Source organism: Streptomyces sp. HUAS MS02, assembly GCF_055702265.1.
On sequence record NZ_CM146747.1, the window covers coordinates 6,196,814 to 6,215,786 of the forward strand.

Consider the following 18,973-nt stretch of genomic DNA (forward strand, 5'->3'; position numbering starts at 1 on the left):
ACCTTCGTCAACACGGACTTGCGCACGTTCTGTCGTCCGCACATCTCTCTCCGTGAGGCCGGTGCCTGTCATGAGCGTCTCCTTCCTCGGTGGACCCCGTCCGCAGCGCGGTGTCGGTGTCATCGCCCCGTTCGACTTCGCCCTCGACCGCGAGCTCTGGCGCTGGGTCCCCGACGACGTCTCCCTGCACCTCACCCGGACCCCGTACGTCCCCGTCGAGGTGAGCCTCGACCTGGCCCGGCTGGTCTCCGAGCACGAGACGCTGCACGAGGCGGTCCGGGCCCTGAACGAGGTCGCGCCCGAGGTCGTGGCCTACGCCTGCACCAGCGGCAGCTTCGTCGGCGGGGTCGCGGGGGAGCGCGCGATGGGCGAGGCGATGATCCGCGCGGGCGCCGCGCACGCCGTCACCACCTCCGGCGCGATGCTCGCCGCCCTGGCCGAGCTGAACGCGCACCGTATCGCCCTGGTCACCCCGTACACCGACTCGGTCACCCAGTCCCTGGAGGAGTACCTCGCCGAGGCGGGCATCCTGGTCACCGGCCGCGCCTCGCTCGGCCTGGTCCGGCACATCTGGAAGGTCCCGTACCACGACGTGGTCGCCATGGCCCACCGCGCGGTGCGGGCGACCGCACCGGACGCCCTCTTCATCTCCTGCACCAACCTCCCCACCTACGACGTCATCCCCCAGCTGGAAGCGGAACTGCGGATGCCGGTGATCTCGGCCAACCAGGTGACGATATGGGCGGCACTGCGTCAGCTGGGTACTCGGGCCGTGGGTCCGTACCAGGCTCTGCTCGACGAGTCGGCCAGGCAGACGTTCGGTGCGGGACCTGTTCCACCACCGCCGGTACTGCCGGAAGAACAGGAAGGTTGGGCATGACCGCACTCGGTTTCCTCTATCCGGGCCACTCCGCCGAGGACGACTATCCGCGCATGGAGCAACTGCTCGGCAGCGACATCCGGGTGGACGTGGTGCACACCGACATCGGCGAGGACGCCCACCGCGTCGACGCCCTGCGGGAGATGGGCGCCCCCGAACGGCTCGCCGCCGGCTGCGAGGCCCTCCGCCTGTCGGGCGCGGAGGCCGTCGTCTGGGCCTGCACCAGCGGCAGCTTCGTCCACGGCTACGAGGGCGCGCACGACCAGATCCGCACCCTCGCCCGCACCGCGGGCCTCCCCGCCTCCTCCACCTCGTTCGCCTTCGCCCACGCGGCCCGGGAGGTGGGCGCCACCAGGGTCGCGGTCGCGGCGACCTACCCCGACGACGTGGCCCGCCTCTTCGTCGACTTCCTCGCGGCGGCCGGCATCGAGGTCCTCTCCGTCCGGGGCGCCGGCATCATCACGGCGGCGGAGGTGGGCACCTGGACCCTGGACGACGTCCTCACCCTCGCCCGCGCGGCCGACCACCCCGACGCCGACGCCCTGCTCCTGCCGGACACGGCCCTGCACACCGCCTCCCACATCCCCACCCTGGAGAAGGAACTCGGCAAACCGGTCCTCACCGCCAACCAGGTCACGGTCTGGGAGGCCCTGAGGCTGGCCGACAGAAGGGTCAACGCCCCCGAACTGGGCACCTTGTTCACCCGCGAACCGATCGTGCAGGCGTAGCACCCGAAGGAACCCCGCGCCCCCGGAAAGGAGGCCCGCAGGGCCGATCTTTTCCAGGGGCGCGGGGAACTGCGCGAGAACCCCCACCGGACCCGCAGACGAACACGAACCCAGGGGTCAAAGGGGCACAGCCCCTTGAGGACGGGACGGGTAGGGGCGGCGGGGGCGAGGAATAACCGGAGCCACCCTCCTGTTACCCACCCCGTACGCGCCCGCGCACCCCGCGACCCCCCACGCCCCAGGAGGCCCCACCGTGACCACAGACGAGATACGAGGCGAAACCAAGGGCACGGCCCAGTTCCCCCTCTCCGTCCTCGACCTGGTCACCGTCGGCGCCGGCCGCACCGCCACGGACGCCCTCCGCACCAGCGTCACCCTCGCCCGCCAAGCGGAGCGGAGGGGCTTCCACCGCTACTGGGTCGCCGAGCACCACTCCATGCCGGGCGTCGCATCCTCCTCCCCGGCCGTGATCCTCGCCCACCTCGCCGCCCACACCACCCGCATCCGCCTCGGCTCGGGCGGCGTGATGCTCCCCAACCACGCCCCCCTGGTGATCGCGGAGCAGTTCGGCACGCTGGAAGCCATGGCCCCCGGCCGTATCGACCTCGGCCTCGGCCGCGCCCCCGGCACGGACGGCGCCACCGCCGCCGCCCTGCGCCGCTCGGCGCGCCTCAACGAGGGCGCCGACGACTTCCCCGAGCAACTCGCGGAGCTCACCCGCTTCCTGGACGACGACTTCCCCGACGGCCACCCCTACCGCCGTATCCACGCGGTCCCGGGCCCGATCCAGAGCACCTCACCGGGCGGCGTCCAGTCCCCGCACCGGCCCCCGGTCTGGCTGCTCGGCTCCTCCGGATTCAGCGCCCGTCTCGCCGGTTCCCTCGGCCTCCCCTTCGCCTTCGCGCACCACTTCTCCGCGCGCAACACGATCCCGGCGCTCCACCTGTACCGCGAGTCGTTCCGCCCCTCACCGGTCCTGGACGCCCCGTACGCGCTGATCGGCGTCTCCGCCCTCGCCGCCGACGAGGAGAAGGAGGCCCGCCGTCAGGTCAGGGCCGCCGCGCTCAACATGGTCCGGCTGCGCACCGGCCGCCCCGGTCTCGTCCCGACGCCGGAGGAGGCGGAGGCGTACCCGTTCAGCGTGGTCGAACAGGACTTCATCGACTCCTGGAACGCGGACGTCGTCCACGGCACCGTCGACGAGGTCCGCACCCGCCTCGACGACCTCCACAAGCGCACGGGCGCCGACGAGCTGATGCTCACCACCCACGCCCACAGCGCCGACATCCGCCTGCGCTCGTACGCCCTGATCGCGGACGCCTACGACCTGCCGCACGTCCCGCCCGCGGAGGGCGGCCCTCAGGCCTGAGGGCAGGCCGCCGCCCCCAGCAGTTCCGCGATCCGTTCCGGCGGCACCGCGCGGGAGTACAGCCACCCCTGCCCGGTGTCGCAGCCGAGCCGGCGCAGCCGTGAGGCCTGCGCGTCGGTCTCCACGCCCTCCGCCGTGACGGACAGCCCGAGCCGGTGGGCGAGCTGCACGAGCGCCTCGACGATGATCTCGTCGGCGGGGTTGGGCTGTCCGGCGTCCCCGACGTCACCGGCGGGGACGGCGTCGGCCCCGACCCCGCCGGGGCCCCCGCCCTCCTTGCCGTCCTCGTACTGGAACCCCCGGACGAACGCCCCGTCCAGCTTCAGCACCGACACGGGCAGGCGGCTGAGGTAGGCGAGGTTGGAGTACCCGGTGCCGAAGTCGTCGATGGCGATGCGGACGCCCATGTCGCTGAGGGCCTTGAGCGCCTGGAGGGGACGTCCGGCCGAGCCCATGAGCGCGGACTCGGTGAGCTCCAGCTGGAGCAGGTGCGGGGCGAGGCCGGTCTCCGCGAGGATCTCGGCGACGTCGGCGACCAGGTCGGAGTCCCAGACCTGGCGGACGGCCACGTTCACACTGACGAAGATCGGGGCCCGGTCGGGATGGTCCGTCTGCCAGCGGCGCGCCTGCCGACAGGCGGTGGCCAGAATCCACCGCCCGAGCTGGACGATCGAACCGTCCTCCTCGGCCAGTGAGATGAACCGATTCGGCGTCAACAGGCCGAACTGCGGGTGATGCCAGCGCACCAGCGCCTCGACCCCGCGCACCTCGCCCTGCGCCATGCCCACCAACGGTTGGTACTCCAGGACGAACTCGCCCCGCCCGACGGCCGCCCGCAGCGTGGACGACAGGGCCTGACGGGTCATCCGGTGGGCGTTGCGCTCCGGGTCGAACAGCGTCCAGCGGGCCTTGCCGTCGGCCTTCGCCCAGTACAGCGTCGTGTCGGCGGCCTGCATCAGCCCCGTCGCCGTGGTGCTCGCCGACTGCCGTTCGACGACCCCGATCGAGGCGGAGACGGAGAGCCGCTGACCGGCCAGGTCGAAGGGCGCCTGCAGCGCCTTGAGGACCGAGTCGGCCAGATCGGCGAGTTGCTCCGTACCGGTGGAATCCTCCACGAGCAGCGCGAACTCGTCACCGCCGAGTCGGGCCACCAGCGGTGCCCCGGCAGCCGTTCCGGCCGTGCGCAGCAGCGCGGCCTCGTCGGCGCAGCGGGTGAGCCGCTCGGCGACGGCCGTGAGGAGCCGGTCGCCGACGCGGTGGCCGAGGGTGTCGTTGACCGCCTTGAACCCGTCCAGGTCCAGGTAGACCAGGCCGATACGCCCGGTTCCGGCCTCGTCGTACGCCTCCCGTTCAAGGGCGGCGGAGAGCTGTTCGAAGAACAGGGTGCGGTTGGGGAGGCGGGTCACCGGGTCGTGCATCTGCAAGTGCCGGAGCCTGGCCTGAAGCTGACGGTTCGCGCTGATGTCGGCGACCGAGAGCAGGACCGCCCGCTCCTCCTCGGGCAGCGGTGCCACCGAGACCTGTACCCACAGCCAGGTCCCGTCCGGCTGTTTCAGCCGTCGGGTACAGCGCAGCCGGGCCTGCCGTCCGCGCAGCACCTCGCGGTACGCGTGCCAGGTGCGGGTGTCCGAGGCGAGGTCCACCAGGTCGGCGGCGACCCGCCCGACGAGCGGTTCGGAGCCCGTACCGAGCAGGGTCTCCATCGCCCCGTTGGCGGTGACGACCAGCCCGTCCCGGTCGACGACGGCCATGGCGAGCGGCGCGAGGGAGAAGGCGGCGGGTGTCGTGGGACTCTCCTCCGACGACTGAGGCGGCCGAGGTGGCTGGGGCGACTGAGGCGGCTGGGACGGCTCAGACGACTGAACTGAGGCATTGGCGTGACGCTCTGTAATCGCCGGCCGGACGAGATCTGCCGCGGGCGCCGGCCCTTGGGACGTTCCGCTCACCGTTCGCTCCCGCAGTGCACTCGTTTTCGTACGGATCTCATATGTCTCGTCGGAGCGGCCGAACCTGGTACGTAGGGGCGCTCAAGCCGTGTCCGTGCAGGAAAGTGTGCCGATCATAGAGGCTGACCCCAGGGCCTTCTAGCCACTCTCCAGTCTCCCTGAACAACGACCTGATCTGACAGATCGTTTCTGCCCCGAGCTGAACGGCTTCCCCGTTCCGTGGATCGCTTGTGACGTTCCGTGAGCGTCCGGGGTGTCGACGGCCGTGCCCCGGGGTGCGGGCGGACGGGGTCGAGTGACCGCTCCTCACCCTTCTGGTGCAGGCAAACAGGGCGTAGTACTACAAATTCCGAAAATCTGGACGCGGTGTCCCCAAGATCCGCATCCGGAGGTTCCCGTGCAGCGTCCGCTCCCCTGGAAGGAACTCCTCGGCGACCGGGCGCCCGTGCTGCGCAGCACAGCGGCCATGCTCACCTCCCTCACCGCACTCGCCGCGACCTCCCTGATCGCGGCCCCTTCCGCCGTACCGCTGTCGGAGCCGTGCACCCTGCGGCGCACCCAAGCGCACCACTCGGAGGGCCTCGACACCTGGAATTCCGCGTATCCACGCCCCACCCGCGACCTCGACGCCGTACTCGTATTCTTGTCATTCCCGGACGCGGCCCCTCTCACCACACCGGCCGAGCTGACCGCGGATCACTTTCCGGCCACCAGCGAGTTCTTCGAACGCGCGTCGTACGGCAAGTTCGCCCTCCGTTCCCATCCGCGCCGCGAGTGGCTGGAGATGCCCCAGCCGTCGACGGCGTACGCCATACGCCGTGACTGGAACGCGACGCACCGGGCCGCCTACCTCAGGGACGCCCTCGCCACGGCAGACCCGCACGTCGACTTCTCCCGCTACGACATCGTGTACTTCGTGGCCGACCCGCACGCGCCCGGCGTCGACTCGGACGCGACGAAGGTGGTGAACCTCCAGACCCCGCTGAAGGTCGACGGCACGGGTCTGCGTCGGGTGGTCACCGTGTTCGAACGGCATCCGCCGGACCGCCTCGTCCTCGCCCATGAGACCGGCCATGTCTTCGACCTCCCCGATCTCTACCACCGCCCCGCCGACGGCAAGGGCGACTGGGACACCCACGTCGGCGACTGGGACCTCATGGGCAGCCAGTTCGCCCTCGCCCCGGACCTGTTCGCCTGGCACAAGTGGAAGCTGGGCTGGCTGGAACCCCACCAGGTGACGTGCGTACACGGCGCCGGGACGACCCGGTTGACGCTGGAGGCGGTGGGGGCGGGCCCGCGGGGGCCGTACGAGGGGGAGACGGAGGAGGACGCCGAGACCGGTGCCGGCGAGGTGGGGTACGCGGGCGGAGGGGGACGGCGCGTGGGGGGTGCCGGCGCCGGTCCCGGTTCCGGTCCCGGTGTCGGCGACGCTGGTGGAGGTGTCGCCGGCGTGGCGGCCGGGGTGCGGGGGTTCGGCGCCGGCCGGGGTACGAAGCTGGCGGTCGTCCGTACGGGTCCCGACAGCGCGCTCGGTATCGAGGCACGGGGTGCGGTCGGGAACGACGCCGCCGTCTGCAGGCAGGGCGTCCTCGTCTACCGCATCCGCAGCGGGGCCGAGTCCGGCGGCGGCCCCATGGAGGTCCTCGACGCCCACCCGCGCACCGAGGCCTGCTGGGAGGAGTCCGTCTACCCGCCCCTCGCGGACGCGCCGGTCGGTGTGGGCGAAAGCTTCACGGTGCCGGGGGAGTCGGTGCGGGTGGACGTGGAGGGGCGTACGACGTCCGGCGCGTGGACGGTGCGGATCACGACGGGGCGATGAGGGACGCTGTGCATGGGGGGCGGAGGGCCGCGTGGCGGCGTACGCACACGAAGGAAGCCCCTCGCTTCCGCGAGGGGCTTCCTTCGTGTCGTGCGCCGCCAGGGACTCGAACCCCGGACCCGCTGATTAAGAGTCAGCTGCTCTAACCAACTGAGCTAGCGGCGCCTGCTGACGTCGTAGACCTTAGCACCCTGATCGGCGGGAGGAAAAATCGATACGCGCACGGTCGCGGAGGCGCTCGACCGGGCCGCCCGCACCGCCGCCCAGAGCAGTACCTCGGGCCCCGGAAGCCAAGGTCGCCGGGTGTCCGGGGCGACGAGCCAACGGGAGCCGAGGCGGGTGACACCGGGAGTGCCTGAGGTCCCGGAGGCCCGGGAACCGTCGGCGTCGCGGGAGCCCTCGGGGGCGAGCACGGCCGGGACGGTGACCGCGTCACCGGCGCCGTGACAGAGCAGGGGCGGGACCGCGCCGGTGCGGCCGGGGGAGCCCCACTCCTCCCACTCCAGGAGGGTGGGCAGCCGCTGGGCGGTGCCGGGGGCGGCGAACAGGAGCACGCGCCCGCGGTAGACGGCGACCGGGCCGGAGCCGGGGCCCTCGGCCCATAACCGGTCGAGCATGCGCCGCCCGAAGAGCGCCGGCACGCTGACGACGTCGAAGACGGAGCCGCACGGCAGCACCACGGGGGCGGTCGGCCTCTCCTCCCACAGCGTCAGCGTGCTCCGCGGATACGTTCCTGCCGAGGCGAGCCAAGCGGCCCCCTCCGCCGTGACCCCGGCGACGTCGACCCCGTCCTCCGGATACCTGCCCGTCCCCACTCCACCGCTCATGCGTCCAGGTCTACCGCCCGTGACCACGCACCCCCGAGCAGTTACCGGAAACTGGTACACGAGATGAGCAAGTGGGGTATCTTGCCCGCCCGGCATATGCCAGACGGTGTTTCGGGTCGTATCTAGCTGCGGGCAATCGTGCCGCTGGGGCGATGGGGGTACCTCCCGCTCGAGCGAAGCCGAGAGTGGGGGAGGGTGGGCGCAGGCGGCACCCGGCAAGCGCCGGCGAGCGAAACCACCCCCGCCCAGCCCCGACCCCGGGCCACGTGCAAGCAACCCCACCCCCACCCCGCCAAGCTCAGCGGTCCCAGCACGTGCCCTCAGATGGACTCCGGCCCACTCACATCCCGCCCCCGCAACAGATCCCGCCCGAACTCCACCATCTTCTTGGCGTAGTCCTCGGTCCACTCCGCCCGCTCCGCGATGTCCGCCGAGGTCAGCCGGTCGAACCGCCGAGGATCGGCGAGCTGGGCCGCGGCGATCGCCTGGAACTCCACGGCCCGGTCCGCCGCCGCCCGGAACGCCTGCGCCAACTCCGTCGCCCGCGACAGCAACGCCCGCGGATCGTCGATCGACTCCAGATCGAAGAAGTGCTCGGGGTCGCCGGCCGCCTCCGCCGGCTCGAAGAGCAGGGGCGCTGGCCGCAGCCGCGGTTCGTTCCGACGCGACGTGGGCTCCGCCATGTCTTCTCCTCCTCGTACGACGGTTCAGTCGGCCGGCCTCCGGGGCGTCCCGGGAGGAGGGCCACCGTCCATTCTCTCGTGACCGCGCAAGTGGGCATCGAGCCCGACCGGCGCCCCACACGCCGGCCCTCGCGCGCCCACGCCCTCGCGACGCCCCTGCCCACGCCGACCGGCCCGGCTGCTCAGGGCTCCCAGCTCACCCGATGCTCCGCCAGCGTCGCCAGCACGGCGTGGTTCGCCTCCCAGCCGTCCGGGAACTTCACGGTCACCCCCAGTTGGACCGGCTCGGTGGACGGGTGGTCGTCGAGCAGGTCGGTCACGCCCGCCCGGCACACCACGATGCAGGCGTGCCGGTGCCGGGAGGCGAGGACGCACAGGCGCCCGGTCTCCAGGTGGAACGCCGTCGCGTCGGGGCGCCCGGAGAGCGGATGGAGGACGACGGTGACGTCGTACTCCCGGCCCTGGAGCCGGTTCGCCGTGTCCACGACCACATCCGCGACCCCCAGCTCGGCCAGCGCGGAGCGCACGGCGGCGGCCTGGTCCCGGTGGGCCGTGCCGACGGCGATCCGGTCGGCCGTCAGCGGCACGGGCTCCTCGGACCGCTCCGAGGTCGCCGCCCCGCCCCGGTCGAGGAGCCGCCGGACGACCAGCGCGACGGCCCGTACCGCCTCGGGGTCGGTCCGTGGGGTGTGCCGGGTCGGCAGCTCCAGCAGCCCCCACCCCGACTCGGCGGCCTCGTCGATGACCCGGTCCGGGCCGGAGCCGTCCGACGGCACCGCGAACCCGAGCCGCCGGTCCCCGTGCCCGGTGCCGCTGCGGAAGGGCGTGAAGGGGTAGAACGCGTCGGAGACCAGCGGCGCCGCCGACGCCGGGAGCCGCCACGACACCGGCAGCCGGTGCTGCGGCAGGTCGGGGTTGTGGGCCAGCAGCGTCGTCACCGCCGAGGCCGACGGGTCGTACGACAGCCCCGCCCACTGCTCGCTGCCCACGATCGCGAACGGGTCCAGCTGCCCCGGGTCACCCACGAACAGCGCCCGCTCGAAGAGCCCGGCCACCGCCAGCAGCGCGTCCGACCGCATCTGGTACGCCTCGTCGACGATCGCGTGCCGCCACGGCTCGACGCCCTTGACGTGCGCCCACTTCGCGGCCGTGGAGATCACCACGTCCAGCCCGGTCAGATCGGCGGCCTTCGTCGACTTCCGTACGTTCGGCAGGGCGTCCAGCGCCTTGTCGTAGGGGTCGCTGTCGCTGCTGTGCAGCCGGCCGACCGGGAGCTCCGGGTCCCTCTCGGCGAGCCGGAGCACCAGGTCGTCGACCTGCGCGTTCGTCTGCGCGATGACCATCAGGGGCCGCCCGGCCGAGGCGAGTTCGAGCGCGGCGCGGACGACGAGCGTCGACTTCCCGGCGCCGGGCGGCGAGTCGACGACGACACCACGCGCGTCGCCGTGCAGCGTGTCGCGCAGGATCGCATCGGTGGCGCGGCCGGCCGCCGCCCCCGGATCGAGCACGGCCTCGGTGAGGGTCACAGCACGTCCTCCTCGGTCACCGGGTCCGGCAGCGGTACGGCGTCCGGCTCACCCGGCGGCCCGCCGTGCGTCCACGGTGTCTCCTCCGGGTCCGGCAGCTTCGCCCCGCCCCGCTGGTCGTGTTCGAAGAGGGTGAAGCAGAGCTGGTCCCCCTTCTCGGGGACGGACCCCACCTCCGGCTCCTTGCCCCGGCCCATCTTGTCCATGATCCGCAGCACCAGCAGGGTCTCGCCCGCGTCGGCCGCCTCGCCAGGCTCGTCGGGCCCGCCCGGCTCGCGCCCCACGAACTCCGCCGTCTGCGGCTTCCCGCCCAGCGAGCGGTACACCTTCGCGCGCTCCCCGAGATGCGGCCGGTCCCGCGTCCGTACGGTGACCAGCGGCCGCGGGCTCGGGCGCTTGCCCTCGCTGTACGCCATCACGACGTCCACGACCTCACCGGCGAACGCCTCCCCGGACAGCCGTCGCCCGGCCATCACGAGGGGGTCGTCCAGGGCCTCCTGGGCGTCGAGGCGGGCCTGTTCACGCTCGCGCGCGGCCAGCTTGTTCGCGGCGGTGACCGCGTCGTCGACGCGCGGCTGCGGGGGCTCCCCGGCGACGATCCGGTCGCGGTGGCCGGTGAAGGACCAGCGGTCGCGGGTCCACCGGTCGGCCGCGTGGGCGCCCTCCGGCAGGGCGCGCAGCAGATCCAGGCCGTGCCAGACCGCGTCCCAGGTGGGCCGGGTGCGGCTCTCGACCAGGGCGCGGATCTCCCGCTCGGCGGCGGTCAGCGCCCCCAGCCGGTCGTCGGCCTCCAGTCCGTCCTCGGCGGCGGCCAGCGCGAGCCGCGCCCGGTCGTACCGCTCGATGGCCGGGGCCAGCAGCTTGTTGTCGAACGCCGGGTCGGTCGCGGGCCCGGCGGGCGGGCACAGCAACTGGCCCTCGGCGTCCCGCGCCAGCTCGGCCCGCCGCGCCGCAGCCTCGCCCGACTCGCCCTGCGGCGGGTCGATCCAGGCGAGCAGCGAGGCCAGGTGCTGGTCCTCCACCCCGGACTGGCCGGTGGCCCAGTGCCGCGACAGCAGGTCGGTGAGCGCGAGCAGCAGCGAGGAGCCCGGCACCCGCGCCCGCTCCCCGAAGTGCGTGAGCCACCGCCCGAGCAACGGCACGCGCGGCGGCGCCGGATGGGGCGCCTCCGGGTCCTGCTCCGCGGTGCGCCGGAACCGCATGGAACGCCCGAGGAGCCGTACGAAGTCGATGCCCGTCCGGCTCGGCAGGATCAACTGCGGGGCGTCCGCGCACAGTTCGACCTCGACCTTGACGCGTTTGCCGGTCTCCGGGTCGGTCTCGTTGCGCTCGGCGGCCTCCACCACGTCGGCGTAGCCGTCCACGTACGGCAGGACGATGTCCGCCAGCTCGGCGAGGAACGCGAAGCGCAGGTCACGGTCGCGGGGCTGGGGGACCACCAGCAGCCGGGGCGCGTCCCGGTCGGTGCCGACGAGCGCGCCGAGCGGGGCCCCGGCCTCACCGGCGGTGGTCAGCGGCACGAGGACGAGGGGGCGGGCGGAGAGATGCCGGTGCAGGACGGTGGCGGCGGGCTGGGCGCGGCCCGAGCTGACGGCTTCCAGACGGGCGAGGGTGGCGATCAGCGACACGGAACCCCCTCCGGCGCCGAGCCGGGCAGCGCGGCGGCGGACCCGCGCGCGGCCGCGGCCCCCAGCGCCTCGGCCCTCAGCTCCGCCGCTCTGCGCAGCGCGGCCACGGCCGGGTCGTCCGGGTCGCCGGCGAGGCCGTGGGCCGCCGCCAGGACGTCGTCGACGGTGGTGAGGCCGCCCAGCTCCGCGCGTGCGGCCCGGCCCAGGGACGTCACCGCGCCCTCGGAACGGGAGCGGGCCCGGCAGTGGAAGGCCAGCTCGCAGGCGGCGAGGCACTCGGGCGCGTAGGTCGCGGACAGCGCCTCGACGGCCGTGGTCAGCTGCTCCCGGGGCAGGTCCGGGGCGAAACAGGTGCCCTCGGGGAGGTCGTCCGCGATCTCCTCGATCCGGGTCAGCCGGGTCAACTGGCGGCGGGTGACCGCGCGTTGCTTGCGGATGTCCACCGCCGCGGCCGTGGGGAGGTTGGTGAAGTCCTTGGGGCACACCAGCAGCACCCGGTGGCGCACCTCGGGCGCGGGTGCGCCGCCGCGCGCCTCGCCGCCGAGCCGGGCGGCGACCTCCTCCAGCGCCAGCACGTACACCGCGGACTGGCGGGCGGCGGCGCCCACCTTCGCCGGGTCCGCCGAACCGTCCAGCATCGGGAAGGACTTGATCTCGACGACCGACCAGGTGCCGTCCGGGTGGACCACCACCGCGTCCGGCTCCAGGAACGTGGGGGAGCCCGCGACGTCGAGCGCGAGCATGGGGTGGTCCAGCAGTGTCCAGCCGCCGGTGTCCGTGGCGTCGCGCAACGCCAGTGCCGTACGGGCGGCGCGGCCCTCGGGGCCGACGGCGGCGAGGTCGGGGACCGAGGCCGAGGCAGGCGGCTCGGCACCGGGGTCCAGTCTCTCGTGCACCAGCCGCAGCAGTTCGGCGCCGCCGTCGGCCTTGACCCGGGCCTCGAAGGCGTTGCCCCGCATGAAGGCGAACTGGGACTGGCCGAAGGCGGAGGGCGAGCCGAGCGCGTCCGCCAGCACCGCCTTGTTCACCCCCGCGCCGTCCAGCAGCGCGCGGCGCTCACAGCCGGGGTTGGCCGCGAGCGCGGCGAGGGCGCGCGCGTCCAGCGCCTTCGGGGGAACCTCGGGTCCGCGCAGCTCAGCGAGCCGCTGCCGCAGCGCCGTCCCCTGTCTGCGAGGGGGCGGCACCCGGCTCGGGGTCGGTGATCCGCTGCCGTGGAATTCGCTCACCCGGGGAAGTCTGGCACTCACCACTGACAATGGGGGAAACCGAGGCCCGGGAGACGGCGGTGGCCGCACCGGCGCGCTCCGTCACGGGCCGCGGGCCGCCGCCGTCGAACCGGCTCGCGGCCGCGGTGCCGAGGCCGAGCGAGTCCCGCCACTGGTCCGCGAGCCGAAGCACCAGCGGGGTCAGCAGCAGGCCCGCCCCCATCACGGCGGCGCCCGCCACCGCGTCGAGGAAGTAGTGGTTCGCGGTGCCCATCACGACGATCGTGGTGATCAGCGGATACAACACGGCCGCGGTCCGCACGAGCCGGGAGTCTCCCGCGAAGCGCCACAGGATCACCCCGCACCACAGGGCCCAGCCGACGTGCAGACTCGGCATGGCCGCGTACTGGTTCGTCATACCGCCCAGGCCCCGGGGCGCGCTGGCCTCGCCGCCCCACCAGCCCCACGAGCTGTAGTACGCCATGGTGTCGACGAAGCCGTGGGCCGGGTTCAGCAGCCGGGGCGGGCAGGTGGGCAGCACGGTGAAGCCGATGAGGCCGATGAAGGTGGAGGTCAGCAGCCAGGTGCGGGCCGCGCGGTAGCGCACGGCGTGCGACCGGAAGAGCCACACCAGGAGCGCGGGGGTGACCAGGTAGTGCAGCGAGGCGTACCAGAAGTCGGCGGGTATCCCGATCCAGGGTTCACGGGTGAACAGCCGGTTCAGCGGATGCTCGGCGTTGAGCCGGAACGCCTTCTCGATCCGCAGGATCGCCAGACCGTGGTCGACGGCGTGGGAGGTGTCGCCGCGGGCGAGCAGCCGGCCGGCCGAGTACGCCCCGTACACCAGCAGGATCAGCGGTAGCTCGGTCCACCAGCGGAGCCGCGTGCCCGGCGTCGCCTCGGTAACCGGTGTACCGGTCCTTCTGATAACCGGTGCCTCGGTCGCCTCGGTCTGCGGCATCCGAACGTCCTCCCCCGTCTGTGCGCGTCGACGCGTCGATGTTCATCTGTGTGTGGTGCTGGTGTGGCCCTTGAGCAAGACGATGTCCAAGACGCTGAGATCGCCTGTCGGGTTGCCCCACGACAGCGTGAGCGATGATGGAAGCATCCGCCTCCCATTTCTCCCTTCTCGCAGAAGGTCCCCCGGAAAGGTCGCTCATGGCACCGCGCATCCTGCTGGCCCGGCACGGACAGACGGAATGGTCCCTGCTCGGCAAGCACACCGGCAGGACGGACATCCCGCTCCTCGAAGAGGGCCGGCGCGGCGCCAAGCTCCTCGGGGAGCGTCTGCACCGGGCGCCCCTGAACGGGTTGCCCGGTGTCGACGTCCGTACGAGTCCCCTCTCCCGCGCGCGTGAGACCTGCGAACTGGCCGGCTTCGGCGACCGCGCCACCGAGTGGGACACGCTCATGGAGGTGGACTACGGGGCGTACGAGGGGCTCACCCCCGCCGAGATCCAGGCCTTCCGGCCGGGCTGGCTGATGTGGCGCGACGGCGTCCCCGAGGGAGAGACCCTGCGGCAGCTCTCCGCGCGTGCGGACGAGGTGGTCGCGTGGGCGCGGTCCGCCGAGCGCGACGTGCTCGTCTTCGCCCACGGCCACGTGCTGCGCTCCATAGCCGCCCGCTGGCTCGGTCTGGACCTCGACTTCGCCGCCCGCGTCCGTCTCAACCCGACGTCCCTGTCGGTCCTCGGCTGGGCCTACGGCGACCCGGCGATCGAGTCCTGGAACGACACGGGGCACCTGGCGGGCTAGGGTCACCGCCGCGGGCCGGGATCGACGGTCAGGCCGTCCGCGCGACCCCCGCGTGCCGCTCCAGGAACGCCGACACCCCCGACGCCCGCCGGTGCGGCAGCAGCACCCGTGCCGTGCCGGCCAGCATCTGCTGGACACGGGAGGACTGGACCTCGTCGAGGAGGTCGAGGACCCGCATACCGGCGGCCGCGGCCTCGTCGGGACGCCCCCCGCGCGCGAGGTCGTCCGCGAGCTCGGCGGTGTAGAGCGCGATGTTCCGAGTGAAGTGCGGGTTCTGCAGACCGGCCGCCCGGCGCGCGTGCCGGGCCGCCCGGGGCCAGTCGCCCAGCGTGGACCAGCACTGCGCCTCCAGGCCCTCCAGCTCGGCCTCCCCGTAGAAGCTCATCCACTCCGGGTCGGCCTCGGTGGCCCCCCGCCCGAACAGGGCGTGCGCCCGGGCCAGCGCCTGCTCGCACCCGGTGCGGTCGGCGAGCCCCGCCCAGCCGCCCGCCTCCCGCAGCGCCAGCAGGGACATCAGCCGAGGAGAGCCCAGCGGCCGGGCCACCCGTTGCGCGGCCTGCGCCGCCCGCACCGCCTCGCGCGGGCGTCCCGCGTCCCGCGCCAGGAACGCCGTGTTGCAGAACGCGTGCGCCTCGAGGCCCGGGTCCCCGGACATCCGGGCCGTGGCGAGCGCCTCCGCGTAGTGCGAGCGGGCGTCGTCGAACCGCCCCGAGTCATGTGCCAGCCAGCCCACGGAGATGGCGAGTTCGCCCGCCCCCGCGTAGAGCCGGTCGGCGGTGGTCTGCCGGGTGGTGCCCGCGTCGAGCAGCGCGTACGCGGCCCGTAGCGGTGCCGAGGCCCTGCGGTACAGCCCGTCCGCCCCGTGCCGGTCGTCGAGCAGCCGGATCTTGCGCACGGCCGCTTCGAGGGCCCCCGCCTCTCCCGTGCCCGCCCGGTGCACGGGCCGGGTCGCGGCCGAGGCCGCGCCGCCGAGGGTGAAGGGGCCGAAGGAGGCGGCCGCCATCGCGGCGGTACCTCCGGTCATGAACGCGCGACGCTGCACGTCGCTCTCCTCGTCGTTCTGGTACGCCTGCTGCGTGCCCCGCCGGCCGCGCACGTAGCCCGTGTCGCCCCGCGGGTCCTGCATGTCGTACATCTCTTGCGTGTCATACGGCTCGTACGCCCCTTCCGTCTCACCCCCCGTTCGGTACGAGGAGTGCGAGCGGCTCTCGTTGCGAGGGGAGGGCGCCTCGGCGGCGGGGCGCGCCCCCCGACCGCGTACCTCCGCGCGGGGCGCGAAACCCAGGTCGGTCAGCGTTCGGCCGGGAAACATATGCAGGAACACCCGTTCGTACGCGTAGTTGGGGCAGCGGATCTCGCCCGCCTCGACCCGTCCGACGTACCGAGCGTCACAGCTCACCCGCTCGCCGATCTCACGCGCGGCCCGTCGTACCGCAGCGGCGAACTCGCCCGGCGAACGCTGCCCGCGCAGCTGCCTGAAGACGAGATTCGGTCGTTGCGGACGGGGGGACTGGGACGAGGTCACCGATGACGACGTCATGGCCGGGCCCTCTCTCGCGAACCGTCGAACCATGCCGGATTCAGTAGGACTTGTGTGCGTGGTGCACGGTTGGTTCCGCTGTGTCCGGCGGGGCAAGAACGTACCCGCCCCATCGGGGCCCCCACGCGAGGTTTGGCTACAAACCGGATATCTCATCCTGGATCTGCCATGAACTGCCATCCTTTGCGGCGCAGTTTCGCCGTAGCCGTTGACAGGGCGGCGCGTTGGGCAGGGCGCTGGTAGGCGTGGGAGGCCCGGATGAAGAACCTCGAACCCCGTTCGGATTGCGACCTGGTGACCGTGCCCGCGCGGCAGGGACTGGAGGCGGTCGACATCCTCCGCCGCGGCGCCCTCGACGCGGTGGGGCCCGTCATGACCGTGGGGCCCGTGCTGCACGACGACGCGTGCGACACCCTCGGGTTCCTGGTGCCGCCCGGTACGGCGGACGCGTGGGACGTGCCCGGGAGCACGTGCACGCAGAGCGACGGGCGGGGGGCCGTGCTGGCTCCTCCGGAGGGGGCGGACTGGTTGTTGCCGCCCGGGGAGGCGGACCTCGCCACGGATCCGACGGTGCTGCGCGCCGCGCTGGGCGAGGCGGCGCGGTTGATCGAGGCCGCGGACAACTGTCGGTGAGGTGCTGTGCCCGGTCGCCGTGGGGGTTCTGTCCCCTGGCGGCCGCGGGTTCGTCGTGGCTGATCGCGCAGTTCCCCGCGCCCCTGGAACGGGCCTGCGGCCCGAGCGGGGCGCTCACCCTGCGGCGTGGCTGTCCGCGGCCAGGCAGATAATGGGTGAATGGGCAGGTCGAAGAAGGGGCGCGGGCGGCGGGGGCAGGATGCCGACGCCGTGGTCGAGGAGGTCGACGGGGGGCTCGCCGAACTGCTTCCCGATCGGGAGCGGGCCCGGGCCTGGACGTTGCTGGTGGACGGGGCTCCGCAGTCGCACGTCGATCTCGACGATCCCGCGTATCTGTCCTTCGAGTACCAGCGGCGGCTCGGTCATGTGATCGATCTGGTCGCCCCGGCCGGACGGCCCGTGCACGCCGTGCACCTCGGCGGAGGCGCCTTCACCCTCGCCCGGTACGTCGCCGCCACCCGCCCCCGCTCCACCCAGCAGGTCGTCGAGCGCGACGCGGCCCTCGTCCAACTCGTCCGGCGGGAGCTGCCGTTGGACCCGAACGCGCGGGTGCGGGTGCGGTCGACGGACGCGCGCGAAGGGCTCGCGAAGGTGCCCGACGGGTGGGCGGACCTGGTGATCGCGGACGTGTTCAGCGCGGCGCGCACCCCGGCGCACCTGACGTCGACGGAGTTCCTCACGGACGTACGGCGGGTGGTGAAGCCCGGCGGCTGCTACGCCGCCAACCTCGCCGACGGCCCGCCGCTGGCCCACCTGCGTGCGCAGATCGCCACCGCGGCCGTCGTCTTCCCCGAACTGGCGCTGGTCGCCGACCCGACCGTGCTGCGGGGCAAACGATTCGGCAACGCGGTCCTCGTCGCCTCCGACCAACCGCTCCCGATCGCCGAACTCACCCGCCGCGCCGCCTCCGACCCGCACCCCGGCCGCGTCGAACACGGCCGCGCCCTCACCGACTTCACGGGCGGAGCGGTGCCGGTGACGGACGCGGCGGCGACCGCCTCACCGGCACCGCCGTCGTCGGTGTTCCGCTGAGCCACCGCCCCGTCGGGCCCTCAGAAGTTCTGGACGTCCACCCGGGGCGCGCTGTCGTGCCAGGTGCAGAACACCGACACCCGGTCCGCACCGGCGGCGAAGTCGACCCGGATCCACGTCTCCGTCTTCCACACCTGCATCGACCAACCCGAGCCGGGCGTCGCCGACACGAGGGTCGCGTACTCCTCGCCCAGCGAGAACACCACTCGGCCGCCCTCGGTGTCGTAGGACTTGACCTCACCTGAATCGGCCGGGCCGCCCGACCCGGTCGGGGCCCCGGTGCCCGGACGGGGGCCGGGCTTCGCGGACTTCGACGGTTCGGACGGGGTCGGGGACGGCTCGTCGCGGTCGTCCTCCCGCTGCTCGTCGGCCTTGCGTGACGGTTCCGGGAGCGCGGTCGGCGTGCTCGACGCGGGCGCGCCCCGGCCCTGGGTGTCGGCGGCCGTGATGGGCAGGGCGCGGGGCGGGTCGTAGGCGGTGCCGGCCATCACCGTGTGGACGGCCCACCACGTCAGCGTGACCGCCGCGCCCGTGGCGAGCAGCCAGGCCAGTACGTGTAGGAGTCCTCTGCGCATCGCGGCCATACTGCCCCACCGGCCCCGGTGGTGTCGTGGCCGAGCCGGTGGCGCCTGAGTTGTCCACAGGCCCCGACCGGCCCGGCCCGTTTGGCGTACGGTGCGGCGCATGGCAAGTGTGCTCGTGGTCGAGGACGACCAGTTCGTACGCTCGGCGCTGATCAGGCATCTGACGGACGCCGCCCACACCGTGCGCAGCGTCGGTACGGCACTGGAGGCGCTGCGCGAGGTCGCGCACGTCCGCTTCGACGTGGTCATCCTCGACCTCGGGCTGCCCGACCTCGACGGCTCGGAGGCACTGAAGATGCTGCGCGGCATCACGGACGTCCCCGTGATCATCGCGACCGCGCGGGACGACGAGTCGGAGATCGTCCGCCTGCTGAACGCGGGCGCGGACGACTACTTGACCAAGCCGTTCTCGGTCGAGCACCTGTCGGCCCGGATGGCGGCGGTGCTGCGCCGCTCCCGGGCCCTGGCCGGCGAGGTGCCGCCGCCCACGGTGATCCGGGTCGGCGGCCTCGCGATCGATCCGCTGCGCCGCCAGGCCGAGCTGGACGGCGTACGGCTCGACCTCACCCGGCGCGAGTTCGACCTGCTCGCGTTCCTCGCCGGGCGGCCCGGTGTCGTCGTCGCGCGCAAGGAGCTGCTGGCGGAGGTGTGGCAGCAGTCCTACGGCGACGACCAGACCATCGACGTGCATCTGTCCTGGCTGCGCCGGAAGCTGGGGGAGACGGCGGCGCGGCCCCGCTATCTGCACACGCTGCGGGGCGTCGGCGTGAAGCTGGAGCCGCCGGGGGCGCGGCCATGAGGCGGGCGCCGGTCGGGAC

Annotated in this window: 17 protein-coding genes and 1 tRNA gene; 8 read left to right on the top strand and 10 right to left on the bottom strand. The window is 73.3% G+C overall.

What is annotated here, in order from left to right; genetic code table 11:
• The first annotated feature begins 70 nt into the window (after positions 1–70).
• From ACZ9QC_RS26705 to ACZ9QC_RS26715, 3 genes are all read left to right on the top strand, one after another.
• Positions 71–880 carry a maleate cis-trans isomerase family protein gene (locus tag ACZ9QC_RS26705; protein WP_472915435.1) on the top strand — a complete coding sequence of 270 codons (810 nt, stop codon included), beginning with the start codon at positions 71–73 and terminating at the stop codon, positions 878–880.
• The gene (locus tag ACZ9QC_RS26710) at positions 877–1,608 is read left to right on the top strand and encodes a maleate cis-trans isomerase family protein (RefSeq protein ID WP_472915436.1); all 732 of its coding nucleotides are present in this window, start codon (positions 877–879) and stop codon (positions 1,606–1,608) included. The genes ACZ9QC_RS26705 and ACZ9QC_RS26710 overlap by 4 nt, the downstream gene beginning before the upstream one ends.
• A gap of 253 nt (positions 1,609–1,861) precedes the next feature.
• On the top strand, positions 1,862–2,977 hold the full coding sequence (locus ACZ9QC_RS26715; RefSeq protein WP_472915437.1) for an LLM class flavin-dependent oxidoreductase: 1,116 nt from the start codon (positions 1,862–1,864) through the stop codon (positions 2,975–2,977).
• Here the strand turns inward: ACZ9QC_RS26715 and ACZ9QC_RS26720 are convergent.
• A complete protein-coding gene (locus ACZ9QC_RS26720) occupies positions 2,968–4,728 on the bottom strand; it encodes a putative bifunctional diguanylate cyclase/phosphodiesterase (protein WP_472915438.1) in 1,761 nt (586 codons plus the stop codon). The genes ACZ9QC_RS26715 and ACZ9QC_RS26720 overlap by 10 nt on opposite strands.
• Positions 4,729–5,320: 592 nt before the next feature.
• Here ACZ9QC_RS26720 and ACZ9QC_RS26725 point away from each other — a divergent pair.
• The gene (locus tag ACZ9QC_RS26725; RefSeq protein ID WP_472915439.1) at positions 5,321–6,742 is read left to right on the top strand and encodes a M6 family metalloprotease domain-containing protein; all 1,422 of its coding nucleotides are present in this window, start codon (positions 5,321–5,323) and stop codon (positions 6,740–6,742) included.
• A gap of 91 nt (positions 6,743–6,833) precedes the next feature.
• Here ACZ9QC_RS26725 and ACZ9QC_RS26730 read toward each other — a convergent pair.
• The 7 genes from ACZ9QC_RS26730 to ACZ9QC_RS26760 all read right to left on the bottom strand — a co-directional run bounded on the left by ACZ9QC_RS26730 (position 6,834) and on the right by ACZ9QC_RS26760 (position 13,572).
• Positions 6,834–6,907 (bottom strand) — tRNA-Lys (locus ACZ9QC_RS26730).
• Positions 6,898–7,569, bottom strand: a complete 672-nt coding sequence (locus ACZ9QC_RS26735; RefSeq protein WP_472915440.1) for a bifunctional DNA primase/polymerase — start codon at positions 7,567–7,569, stop codon at positions 6,898–6,900. Before ACZ9QC_RS26735 ends, ACZ9QC_RS26730 begins: the two co-directional genes overlap by 10 nt.
• Positions 7,570–7,889: 320 nt before the next feature.
• The gene (locus ACZ9QC_RS26740; protein ID WP_184893663.1) at positions 7,890–8,252 is read right to left on the bottom strand and encodes a hypothetical protein; all 363 of its coding nucleotides are present in this window, start codon (positions 8,250–8,252) and stop codon (positions 7,890–7,892) included.
• A 182-nt stretch (positions 8,253–8,434) separates the two neighbouring features.
• Complete coding sequence (locus ACZ9QC_RS26745; protein WP_472915441.1) at positions 8,435–9,778, bottom strand: AAA domain-containing protein; 1,344 nt, start codon at positions 9,776–9,778, stop codon at positions 8,435–8,437.
• Entirely contained in the window at positions 9,775–11,406 is a 1,632-nt protein-coding gene (locus ACZ9QC_RS26750) for a hypothetical protein (protein WP_472915442.1), read from the bottom strand. Before ACZ9QC_RS26750 ends, ACZ9QC_RS26745 begins: the two co-directional genes overlap by 4 nt.
• On the bottom strand, positions 11,397–12,590 hold the full coding sequence (locus ACZ9QC_RS26755; RefSeq protein WP_472921817.1) for a hypothetical protein: 1,194 nt from the start codon (positions 12,588–12,590) through the stop codon (positions 11,397–11,399). The genes ACZ9QC_RS26750 and ACZ9QC_RS26755 overlap by 10 nt, the downstream gene beginning before the upstream one ends.
• The gene (locus ACZ9QC_RS26760; protein WP_472915443.1) at positions 12,541–13,572 is read right to left on the bottom strand and encodes a phosphatase PAP2 family protein; all 1,032 of its coding nucleotides are present in this window, start codon (positions 13,570–13,572) and stop codon (positions 12,541–12,543) included. Before ACZ9QC_RS26760 ends, ACZ9QC_RS26755 begins: the two co-directional genes overlap by 50 nt.
• Positions 13,573–13,769: 197 nt before the next feature.
• Between ACZ9QC_RS26760 and ACZ9QC_RS26765 the strand changes: the two genes are divergently transcribed.
• Positions 13,770–14,366 carry a histidine phosphatase family protein gene (locus tag ACZ9QC_RS26765; protein ID WP_215455680.1) on the top strand — a complete coding sequence of 199 codons (597 nt, stop codon included), beginning with the start codon at positions 13,770–13,772 and terminating at the stop codon, positions 14,364–14,366.
• 28 nt (positions 14,367–14,394) lie between these two features.
• On the opposite strand, the gene ACZ9QC_RS26770 is transcribed toward ACZ9QC_RS26765, so the two are convergent.
• Entirely contained in the window at positions 14,395–15,906 is a 1,512-nt protein-coding gene (locus tag ACZ9QC_RS26770) for a hypothetical protein (protein WP_472915444.1), read from the bottom strand.
• Positions 15,907–16,164: 258 nt separating this feature from the next.
• On the opposite strand from ACZ9QC_RS26770, the gene ACZ9QC_RS26775 reads away from it, so the two are divergent.
• The gene (locus tag ACZ9QC_RS26775) at positions 16,165–16,539 is read left to right on the top strand and encodes a hypothetical protein (protein WP_472915445.1); all 375 of its coding nucleotides are present in this window, start codon (positions 16,165–16,167) and stop codon (positions 16,537–16,539) included.
• A gap of 159 nt (positions 16,540–16,698) precedes the next feature.
• Positions 16,699–17,571 carry a spermidine synthase gene (locus ACZ9QC_RS26780; protein WP_472915446.1) on the top strand — a complete coding sequence of 291 codons (873 nt, stop codon included), beginning with the start codon at positions 16,699–16,701 and terminating at the stop codon, positions 17,569–17,571.
• Positions 17,572–17,591: 20 nt separating this feature from the next.
• Here the strand turns inward: ACZ9QC_RS26780 and ACZ9QC_RS26785 are convergent, their stop codons facing one another.
• Positions 17,592–18,155: a hypothetical protein gene (locus tag ACZ9QC_RS26785; RefSeq protein WP_472915447.1), complete on the bottom strand. Its 564-nt coding sequence runs from the start codon at positions 18,153–18,155 to the stop codon at positions 17,592–17,594.
• Between the two features lie 100 nt (positions 18,156–18,255).
• On the opposite strand from ACZ9QC_RS26785, the gene ACZ9QC_RS26790 reads away from it, so the two are divergent.
• Positions 18,256–18,954 carry a response regulator transcription factor gene (locus tag ACZ9QC_RS26790; RefSeq protein ID WP_472915448.1) on the top strand — a complete coding sequence of 233 codons (699 nt, stop codon included), beginning with the start codon at positions 18,256–18,258 and terminating at the stop codon, positions 18,952–18,954.
• The last annotated feature ends 19 nt before the right edge of the window (positions 18,955–18,973 follow it).

Coding starts and splice junctions, on each gene's coding strand:
- ACZ9QC_RS26705 (WP_472915435.1), top strand. CDS start 71: ATGAGCGTCTCCTTCCTCGGTGGACCCCGTCCGCAGCGCGGTGTCGGT.
- ACZ9QC_RS26710 (WP_472915436.1), top strand. CDS start 877: ATGACCGCACTCGGTTTCCTCTATCCGGGCCACTCCGCCGAGGACGAC.
- ACZ9QC_RS26720 (WP_472915438.1), bottom strand. CDS start 4,728: ATGGCCGTCGTCGACCGGGACGGGCTGGTCGTCACCGCCAACGGGGCG.
- ACZ9QC_RS26735 (WP_472915440.1), bottom strand. CDS start 7,569: ATGAGCGGTGGAGTGGGGACGGGCAGGTATCCGGAGGACGGGGTCGAC.
- ACZ9QC_RS26740 (WP_184893663.1), bottom strand. CDS start 8,252: ATGGCGGAGCCCACGTCGCGTCGGAACGAACCGCGGCTGCGGCCAGCG.
- ACZ9QC_RS26760 (WP_472915443.1), bottom strand. CDS start 13,572: ATGCCGCAGACCGAGGCGACCGAGGCACCGGTTATCAGAAGGACCGGT.
- ACZ9QC_RS26765 (WP_215455680.1), top strand. CDS start 13,770: ATGGCACCGCGCATCCTGCTGGCCCGGCACGGACAGACGGAATGGTCC.
- ACZ9QC_RS26770 (WP_472915444.1), bottom strand. CDS start 15,906: ATGACGTCGTCATCGGTGACCTCGTCCCAGTCCCCCCGTCCGCAACGA.
- ACZ9QC_RS26775 (WP_472915445.1), top strand. CDS start 16,165: ATGAAGAACCTCGAACCCCGTTCGGATTGCGACCTGGTGACCGTGCCC.
- ACZ9QC_RS26780 (WP_472915446.1), top strand. CDS start 16,699: ATGGGCAGGTCGAAGAAGGGGCGCGGGCGGCGGGGGCAGGATGCCGAC.
- ACZ9QC_RS26785 (WP_472915447.1), bottom strand. CDS start 18,155: ATGGCCGCGATGCGCAGAGGACTCCTACACGTACTGGCCTGGCTGCTC.
- ACZ9QC_RS26790 (WP_472915448.1), top strand. CDS start 18,256: ATGGCAAGTGTGCTCGTGGTCGAGGACGACCAGTTCGTACGCTCGGCG.